At 62.3% G+C, this 9,491-nt stretch carries 8 protein-coding genes; 3 read left to right on the top strand and 5 right to left on the bottom strand.

The features are described from left to right. Window positions 1-545 precede the first annotated feature (545 nt). The 3 genes from NKF26_RS21590 to NKF26_RS21600 all read left to right on the top strand — a co-directional run bounded on the left by NKF26_RS21590 (window position 546) and on the right by NKF26_RS21600 (window position 5,527). Window positions 546-3,632, top strand: a complete 3,087-nt coding sequence (locus tag NKF26_RS21590) for a GH92 family glycosyl hydrolase (protein ID WP_253228800.1) — start codon at window positions 546-548, stop codon at window positions 3,630-3,632. Window positions 3,633-3,701: 69 nt separating this feature from the next. Continuing rightward, window positions 3,702-4,481, top strand: a complete 780-nt coding sequence (locus NKF26_RS21595; RefSeq protein WP_253228801.1) for an SDR family NAD(P)-dependent oxidoreductase — start codon at window positions 3,702-3,704, stop codon at window positions 4,479-4,481. Between the two features lie 74 nt (window positions 4,482-4,555). Beyond that, entirely contained in the window at window positions 4,556-5,527 is a 972-nt protein-coding gene (locus NKF26_RS21600; RefSeq protein WP_253228802.1) for an acetamidase/formamidase family protein, read from the top strand. Between the two features lie 18 nt (window positions 5,528-5,545). Here the strand turns inward: NKF26_RS21600 and NKF26_RS21605 are convergent, their stop codons facing one another. From NKF26_RS21605 to NKF26_RS21625, 5 genes are all read right to left on the bottom strand, one after another. Next, window positions 5,546-5,866, bottom strand: a complete 321-nt coding sequence (locus NKF26_RS21605; RefSeq protein WP_253228803.1) for an antibiotic biosynthesis monooxygenase — start codon at window positions 5,864-5,866, stop codon at window positions 5,546-5,548. Beyond that, entirely contained in the window at window positions 5,867-6,064 is a 198-nt protein-coding gene (locus NKF26_RS21610) for a hypothetical protein (protein ID WP_253228804.1), read from the bottom strand. It abuts the gene before it with no gap. 93 nt (window positions 6,065-6,157) lie between these two features. Further along, on the bottom strand, window positions 6,158-7,210 hold the full coding sequence (locus tag NKF26_RS21615) for a zinc-binding dehydrogenase (protein ID WP_253228805.1): 1,053 nt from the start codon (window positions 7,208-7,210) through the stop codon (window positions 6,158-6,160). Between the two features lie 89 nt (window positions 7,211-7,299). Then, the gene (locus tag NKF26_RS21620) at window positions 7,300-8,283 is read right to left on the bottom strand and encodes a BtrH N-terminal domain-containing protein (RefSeq protein ID WP_253228806.1); all 984 of its coding nucleotides are present in this window, start codon (window positions 8,281-8,283) and stop codon (window positions 7,300-7,302) included. Window positions 8,284-8,337: 54 nt separating this feature from the next. Beyond that, on the bottom strand, window positions 8,338-9,491 hold a 1,154-nt coding region (locus tag NKF26_RS21625; protein WP_303647132.1), incomplete at its 5' end, for an ABC transporter ATP-binding protein.

The raw sequence follows: 9,491 nt of genomic DNA on the forward strand, positions 1-9,491 counted from the left end.
GAATCGGCCAATATCGCGTCGAGGAGTATCCGCTCACGGACGAACACGGGAAAAGCGACGAAAATCGCGCGGTCATCGGTTCACGATGTGTGACGGCACGAGGTTCCGTTTGTCACGGTATATACGTGTATTATCCCCTATTATCAATATATTCACTCGATACGGTTGAGGACTGTAGGAAATTGACCCAGTTACGGAGGACGGCAATCAAAAATCCGTTACAGATACCGAACGGTGTTACTAGGAATGATTCCATAAAATATGCTTTGCAAATAATTCTCCAAGTAAATTTTGTAATTAAAATATCTAAATTAAGAATAATATATTTGGATTTATGGCGCGCGCGCCACCGCGCCGATCGGATGGGATGTCAGACCAACCGGAGAATCTCTTGACACATATATTTTCATTGAGTTCACACTATATAGAATTTAATTATTTTTATAAAAATATATTTTAGGATGGTTTAGGAATATTATCTTGGCAACTGGTGACGAGGATCGAACCCCCGTCGCCCACTGCGCCACCAACAGAGTACACTACAAATGGCAGACACAAACCCGACCGAAACAGATAGCAGCACCGAACGGACGACCCTCTCCAGGATACGCCGCCGCACCGTTCTCAAGGGAACGGCTGCACTCGGCCTCGGCGCGTTCACGGGGGTACAGGGTATCGACGCCGCTGATTCCAACGGCCCGATAAGCGTCGACCCGGAGAAGGCCAGCGAACCGGTGGAGTACGCCGACACGTTCATCGGCACCGCCCGCGCGGCCGCCGCCGGTGAGGGTGGCGGTGCGATGCCGTACCCGAACAACTACCCCGGCGCGACGCGTCCGCACGGGATGGTACAGTTGAGCCCCGATACCGGAACGAGCAACATCGCGGGCTATCACTACGAGGACGACGAGATACTCGGCTTCAGCCACACGCACGTTTCCGGAACCGGTTGTTTCGGCCTCGGCAACTTCCTCCTCAGCCCGACGACGGAAGACGTGACGACGGTCAAACGGGAACAGCGCGAACTCAACGTCACGGACGAGCTATCCGCGTCGTTCTGGTTCAGAACGGACAAAGCGCCCGGTGGAATGACGTCGCTCCTCCGTCACGACCACAACATCACGCCGCTACAGGTGTGGAGCCCCCACAATGCCAACGTCGTCTGGTTCTCCGAGGGGATGGGCTACCAGACCGCATCGTTCGACTTCGAACCGTACGTCGACGGGGAGTGGCACCACTACGCCGTCACCTACGAGAGCGGCAACCGGGTCGCCGCCTACGTCGATGGCGAGGAAGTCGCCTCGGCCGAGGACGGCGACGATGCGACCGTCGGGACCCTCGCAACCAGCGAACTCCCGTGGAGCGTCGGCGGTGCCGTCGACAACGGCGGCGAGTGGTTTACCGGGGATATGGACGAAGTCGCGGTGTACTCCCGGGTTCTCGACGAGTGCGAGATACGGGCGCTCGCCGACGGCGGGTCGGTCGGCGACGGCGAACTCTTCGCCTATTCGTTCGACGACCTGAGTTCCCCGGACGACGGCGACGACGTCGCCGACGACTCAGGGAACGACTACACGGGGACGGTCTACGGCGACCCCGAATCGACCGACGGAGCGTCCGGAACCGCGCTCTCGTTCGACGGGGCGGGGGACGGCGTTGGATTGTCCCTTCCACAACTCAGCTCGACGTTCTCGCACGAAACCGAGTCGGCCAGACCGGGCTACTACTCGGTTCGGCTCGAAGAGTACGCGACGAAGGCCGAAGTGACCGCGACGGACCGCGTCGGCGTTCACCGATACACCTTCGACGACGGGAGCGACGCCGGGTTCCTCCTCGATGCGGGGTACAACCTCGGGGATTCCGGAACGAAGAGTGCGGACGTCGAACTTCGGGACGAACGAACCGTCGTCGGGAGTCAGACCGTCCCGGGACCGTTCTGTTCCGGAGCCGAACCGTACTCGATCCACTTCGCGGCGAAGTTCTCGAAGCCGTTCGACGAGTACGGCACGTGGAACGGCGTCGAGACCACCGACGGATCGAAATCGGCGAGCGGACCAGACGTCGGCGCGTTCGTTCGGTACGCCGACGCGAGCGAGGTCGTCGTGAAGGTCGGAATCTCCTACGTGAGTCGGGAGAACGCGATGAACAACCTCGAAACCGAGGTCCCCGACTGGGACTTCGACCGGGTCGAGGCGGACGCGACGGAGACGTGGAACGACAGGTTGGGTCGTATCGAGGTCGAGGGCGACGACGCGAACAAGGTGAAATTCTACACGGCGCTGTACCACGCGATGCTCGGTCCGACCATCTTCGAGGACGCCAACGGCGAGTACCTCGGAATGGACGACGAGGTGTACACCGCCGACGGCTACCACCACTACCAGATGTTCTCGCTGTGGGACACCTTCCGCGCCGAACACCCGCTCCTGAACATCGTGGAGCCGAAGGTGCAGGAGGACGCCATCAAATCCCTGCTCGACATGTACGAGCACGGGGGCTGGCTTCCGAAGTGGGAGTTCGCCAATCGCTACACGAACGTGATGATTGCCGACCACGCGACCTCCATCATCGGCGAATCGATGGTGAAAGGACTCACCGAGGGCTACGACACGGACCTGGCGTACGAGGCGATGTACAAGAACTCGACGCGGATGCCTGGCGACGACACGTACTACGCCGGACGTCTCGGTCTCGACAAGTACACCGAGTACGGATACATCCCCGAGGACGACAAGGGGAACGCGGGCGGGTCCGTTTCCACGACGCTGGAGGGGAGCTACAACGACTTCGCCATCGCGCAGGCGGCCGACCTGCTCGGGAAGGACGACGACTACGAGACGTTCATGAAACGCGCCGGGTTCTACGAGAACGTCTTCGACCCCGACACGAAGTTCATGCGGCCGCGGATGGCCGACGGGTCGTGGTACTCGCCCGACGACGGCGAGTGGAAACCGACCGACTGGGGCGGGTTCACCGAGGGGAACTCGTGGTCGTACACGTGGCACACCCTCCAAGATATCGGCGGTCTCGTGGACCTGATGGGCGAGGAGACGTTCGTCGAGCGCCTCGACCACATGTTCGACGAGTTCGTCTATCCCAGCTGGAACGACCCGTTCACCCACTACTGGCAGGGGAACGAGCCGTCGCATCACGCCCCGTACCTGTACCCCTTCGCGGGACAGCCGTGGAAGACCCAGGAGGTCGTCCAGGACGTCATGAACTCGCTGTACACGACGGGACCGGGTGGGGTTCCGGGTAATGAGGACGTCGGACAGATGTCCGCGTGGTACGTCATGAGCGCCATGGGATTCTACGCCGTCACGCCCGCGAGCGGAAGCTACGTCATCGGTTCCCCGGCGTTCGAAACCGTGACCATCAATCTGCCCGACTACCACTACGGCGGCGGGCAGTTCGTCGTCGACACGACCGGGGCGGAGTACGACAGCGACCGCTATCGGTACATCCAGAACGCGCACCTGAACGGGGACGTTCACCGCGAGAGCTGGTTCGACCACGCCGACCTCGAAGACGGCGGAGAACTCCGACTCCAGATGGGTACCGAGAAGAACACCGATTGGGGTGTCACCCCGAAGGGAACGGTCAGTCCGCCGCCGTCGATGAGCGACGACTGACCCCGAAACCACTTTCTTTCGATTCGACAGTTCCGTATCGTTTTGTGCACCCCGTACGATGGGACGAATATGTCCGTACTCGACGCGTTCTCACTCGACGGAAAGACGGCTATCGTGACCGGCGGAAACCGTGGTATCGGCCGAGCAATCGCAACCGCGCTCGCGGAGGCGGGCGCGGACGTCGTCGTCGCGAACCGGAACGGACCGGCAGGGGAAACCGCGGCGGACGAACTCGCCGACGAGACGGGAGTGGAGACGCTCGCCGTCGAATGTGACGTGGCCGACGAAGATGCGGTTGAAGCGATGGTCGAAGCGACCGTCGAGCGGTTCGGCGGCGTCGATATCCTCGTCAACAACGCCGGAATCGTCGTGCACGAGGCCATGGAAACCATGACGCTGGACGAGTGGCGCGACGTCATCGACGTGAACCTCACGGGGACGTTCCTCTGTTCGCGCGCCGCCGGTCGCGAGATGATCGAAAACGGCGGCGGCACCATTTTGAACGTCTCCTCCATGTCGGCGTTCATCGCCAATCACCCACAACGGCAGGTCGCCTACAACACCTCGAAGGCCGGGTTGGAAGGGTTCAAGAACCAACTCGCCTCCGAGTGGGCGGAACACGGCATCCGCGTGAACAACATCGCGCCGGGCTACATCGCCACCGACAACGCCGATCAGGGGGCCGAAGCGGTCGAAAACGCCGTCGATACCTGGAAGGGCGAGATGCTCCACGAGGAGATCGCATCGCCCGAGGCGCTCGGCCCGACCGCGGTGTATCTCGCGAGCGATGCATCGGCGTACATGACCGGGGAGACGGTCGTGCTCGACGGCGGGTACACGGTCCGGTAGCCGAAATCGACACGTCGTGAACTGCCGCGAAAACGAGTTTTATACTCCGTTTTGCGCTATCATCCCGTACGCCGATGCCATCGACACCCACTCCCGACCACCGTATTTCTGCGCAGGACGAACACGTCCACACGAGTTGGAGCCGCGACCACGAACCGATTCGAACGGTCGAATCCGGCGACGTGATCCGATTCGAGTGCCGCGACGCGACGGACGGCCGACTCGACGCTGACTCGACCGTCGAGGACGTTTCAGCCCTCGTCGGAGCCCTCCCCGGCCACCCATTGACGGGACCGGTGGCGGTGGATGGGGCGAAACCGGGGGACGTTCTCGCGGTCGAACTGCTGTCGTTCGAGCACGAAGGGATCGGTTTCACGTACTGTTACGGCGGTGACGAGGGAACCGGACTGCTCCCCGAGGATTTCGATGAACCGGGTTTGCACGTCTGGGAATTGGAAGGGGATGTCGGCCACTTCGTGGACGGAATCGAAGTCCCGCTGGCTCCGTTTCCGGGTAACCTCGGGGTCGCACCCGCCGACGACGGGGAACACAGCACGGTCCCGCCGCGGCGGGTCGGCGGGAACCTCGACGTGAAACACCTGACGGAAGGTTCGACCCTCTACCTCCCCGTCGAAGTCGACGGCGCGCTGTTCAGCATCGGCGATTGTCACGGGGCACAGGGAGACGGCGAAGTCTGTATCACGGGTATCGAAGCGCCGATGTCGGTGACGGCGCGGCTCCGCGTCGTCTCCGGGATGGACATCGAACAACCGCAGTTCGAGACCGACGGCCCGTTCGCTGCGACCCGCGGCGAACGAGCCTACGGAACGAGCGGCATCAGCGACGACCTGATGGACGCCAGCAAGAAGGCGATTCGACACATGATCACCCACCTCCACGCGAATCACGGATTGAGCCGGACGGACGCCTATCTGCTGTGTTCCGCGGCCGTCGATCTGAAAATCAACGAGGTCGTGGACGCCCCGAATTGGGTCGTCTCGGCGTACCTCCCGCAATCCATCTTTCCGGAGAACGGCACGAAGTGAGGGGTCACCGCAACCGATTCACTCCGCCTCGTGCGTGAGGACGACCTCGTAAAAGTGCGGATCCACCTCCGCCGATGCCATCGCCTCGCCCATGTCCGCCTCCCAGTCGCGTGAATCTCGAAGCGCTTCGAACGCCTTCTGACTCTCGAACTGCACGTAGTTCACGACGCGCTCGCCGTCGAGGCTCCGATGGAGGCTCATCGAGACGAATCCCGGCAGTTCGCCCATCGAATCCACCGTTTCCCGAATTTCGTCCACGAGTGCGTCCTGTTTTTCGGGGGCGATTTCGAAGACGTTGACGAGCGTCGCGCCGACGCCCCCGCCGCCGATTTCGGGCATTTAATCGCCTCCGGAGTCGAGTTCGAGTCGACGGGAGGCGAACACGCCGAGGGCGACGCCGAGCGCGAAGACGACGAACCGCGGCGGGCCGTTGCGTCCCGACGGGCCGCGCCGTGCCGGTGATCCGGTGCGTCCTGACCGACCACAGCGCGTCGGTGGTCCCTGCCGGTCTTCCGGGTTCGTTTCTGCCTGTTCCACACCACAATCCGATCTGCTGCATGACGTTCGAGTCATCGACTAAACGGACGAGCCGTCACGGCCTGTAGATTGACGCGAACATGTTTTTTACGGTTACTCGAAGTCGATGAGCGGTTTGATGATTCCCTCCTCCTTCGTGTCCATGAGGTGGAAGCCCTCTTCCATGTCGTCGAACGAGAACTCGTGGGTCGTCATCCTCGTCGGATCGACTCGGTCCGTCTCCAGCAACCGCAGGAGACGCCGAAGTCGGAGCCTACCACCGGGACAGAGCGAGGTCACGATGTCCTTTTCGGCCATGCCGACACCCCACTCCGCGCGTGGGATCTCGACGTACTCCCCCTCGCCGTGATACCCGACGTTGGAGACGACGCCGCCCGGTTTGGTCACTTCGACACACGCTTCGAACGTCGTGTTCGTCCCCAACGCTTCGATGGCGGCATCGACGCCTTCGCCGTCCGTCAGGTCTAGAATGGTCTCGACGACATCCATCTCGGTGTAATCCACGATCTCATCTGCACCGTAGAACTCCGCCAATTCCTGTCGCTCGGGAACGGTTTCGACGGCGATGATGGTCCCCGCCCCTCGCAGGGCCGCCCCCTTGGTCGCCATCAAGCCGACCGGTCCCTGTGCGAAAACGGCGACCGTTCCGCCAACTGGAATCCGCCCTTTCTCCGCCGCACTGAAACCGGTACTCATCATGTCCGTCACGTACACGGCCGCCTCGTCGCTCACTGACGACGGGATGTGTGCCATGTTCGCGTCGGCCTCGTTGACGTGGAAGTACTCCGCGAAGACGCCGTCCTTGACGTTGGCGAACTTCCACCCGCCCAACGCTTCCCGCGACTGAGATGGGTGGCCGTCCTGAGCGGCCAGCGACCCCCAATCCGGAGTGATCGCACCGACTGCCACGCGGTCGCCCGGTTCGAAGTGCTCGACCCCCTCCCCGACTTCGTGAACGATTCCGACCGCTTCGTGGCCGAGCGTGATGTCCTCCCGCTCGCCGATCGCGCCGCCGACGGTGTGAACGTCGGAGGTACACACGAGCGCCTTCGTCGGACGGACGATAGCGTCGTTCGGTCCCGCTTCCGGTCGTTCCTTGTCGATAAACCCCGTTTCGCCGATCGATTTCATTACGTACGCTTGCACGTTCTTCCCCCCGGGCGGGTTCGACGGCCGAACACTTCAATCGACTTCCGAAGCATCCGATAGGAGGTTCGAATGAGAAATACCCGGAACTACAGTTCATCACGCAGCCGCGTGAACAGCCGTTCTTCGCGGTCGGCGATTCTCGTGGCTTGCTCGGAAGCGTCCTCGAACAGGAGAGCCTGTCGTTCCCCTTCGGTCTCGCTCGCGTCCTTGAGCGTGTTGCTCAACTCGGTCCAGTCGTCCGCGATGCCGTGGCAGTTCGCGGGAATCGACTCGTCGAGGCCGAGGTCGGGTGCGAGCGCGTCGAGGAAGTCGGCGTACAACCGACGGAACGCGCCGCCGCCGGTCCCGCGTCGTTCGATGTTCTGGTAGGCAAAGCGCGCACACCAGCTCGAATCCTCCAGTTCCGTCCACGAGGGGAGGTCCGCCGCGAACGCCCGAATCCCGTCCACTCCCTGTGAATCCCACTCACCACCCTCGGGCGAGAGCATGAGCTCCGTCGTCCGCCGAATCGCGTTCCGTGCCGCCGTCGTTCGGTCGGTTTCGATGGTCGGGTCGGCCACGGTGATCCAGTGGTTGTCGAGCGGGCCGAATCCGTAATCCGAGTTCCACGCTCTTCGAAGGTGAGACGCGGGAATTCGCTGGATTGAATCGAACTCGCTGTCGGAAAGGAGGACCTCGTCGCCCTCGACGCCGACACAGAGGAGGATGTGGGGTCCGAAGTGGGTGTCCGTGCCGAAGTAATCGAGGTAGTAGAGGTCCACGAACAGCATGACTGGCGTGTCGTCGGCGATGGCGTCCCGCACGTCGGCCCACGCCGTTTCCCAGTCCTGTCCGCTCGATTCCCGGTAATCGAGGTCGAACGTCTCGAAGAACCCCGTCTCCAACTGCCCGTTGCGCCCCATGATGATGTGGCTCGCCGGGCCGCGTTCGTAGTAGCCGAAGCCGAGTCCCGCCCCGTATCCGAAACAGAGCGACTCGTTCAGCCCCCAGTCGTAATAATCCGCCAGGTTTCGAAGCGACGCCGACCCGCAATGCGCACCGGGCGTGTGCGTGTATTCGGACAGTTGCATGTCCCATCGAGGGATGCCCGCAATAAAGAATTGCCCTCTTTTCTCGTTCCGCGATTACAGATCGACCTGACGGCCGTCGACGACGTCCTCACGGTGGTGATGACACGCCGCGTAGTGGAGTGACGTTCCGTGCTCGGTCGGCACCTCGTAGTCGGGAAGCTCCTTCGCACAGACGCTCTTTTCGGCGAACGACTCGTTCAGCAGTTCCGTCGCACCGTCCCAGTCGTCGTTCGAGATGCGACCGATTGCCTCGTCCACGATGCTTCCCGCCTCGCCGGTCGGCTTCCCGTCGGCGAAGAAGCGGTCCACGAGGGTCGACTCCGTCGTCGTCTCGAACGACCGTCGCTGGACCTCCCGAAGGAAGGCGAGCGTGTTTTGCCACTCCTCGTGGGAGAGATCGTACTCCTTCGGCGCGATGAGTTTCGGACAGCGGGTCCGGAACCGACAGCCACTCGGCGGGTCGATTGGCGACGGCACGTCGCCCTCCAGCACGCCGCGCGCCTCCGCCAGACGGGGGTCGGGCACGGGAATGGATTCGAGCAATGCCTGCGTGTACGGATGCTGTGGGTTCTCGAACAGCTCCTCCTTGTCCGCCAACTCGACCAACTGACCGAGGTACATCACGGCGACGCGGTCAGAGATGTGCCGAATCACCGAGAGGTCGTGTGCGATGAACAGGTACGTCAAGTCGAACTCGTCCTGCAGCGAGCGCATCGTGTTGAGCACTTGGGCTTGAATCGAGACGTCGAGCGCCGTCACGGGTTCGTCACAGACGATGAAGTCCGGGTTCACGCTCAGCGCCCGCGCCAGATTCACCCGCTGGCGTTGCCCACCCGAGAAGGCGTGCGGGTGGCGGTTGTAGTGCTGCGGGTCCAACCCGACCTTCGCCAGCAGTTCGCGTGCCTTCTCCTCGCGCTCGTCAGCGTCGTACAGCCCGTGGGCCTTCATCGGTTCCTCCACGATGGGACCGATTTTCATGCGCGGATCCAGCGAGGACTGCGGGTCCTGGAAGATCATCTGCATGTCCTTGCGCTGGGTACGCAGCTCTTCCCCGCCCAATGTGGTCAGGTTCTCACCCTTGAAGTACACCGTCCCGTCCGTCGGTTCGATGAGCCGCAGGATGGTCCGTGCGAGCGTGCTCTTGCCACAGCCGGATTCGCCGACCAAGCCGAGCGTCTCGCCCTTCCGAATCGAGAAGGAGACGTCCT

Origin of the sequence: Haladaptatus sp. AB618 (assembly GCF_024136965.1) — an archaeon.
Classification (GTDB): Archaea; Halobacteriota; Halobacteria; order Halobacteriales; family Haladaptataceae; genus Haladaptatus.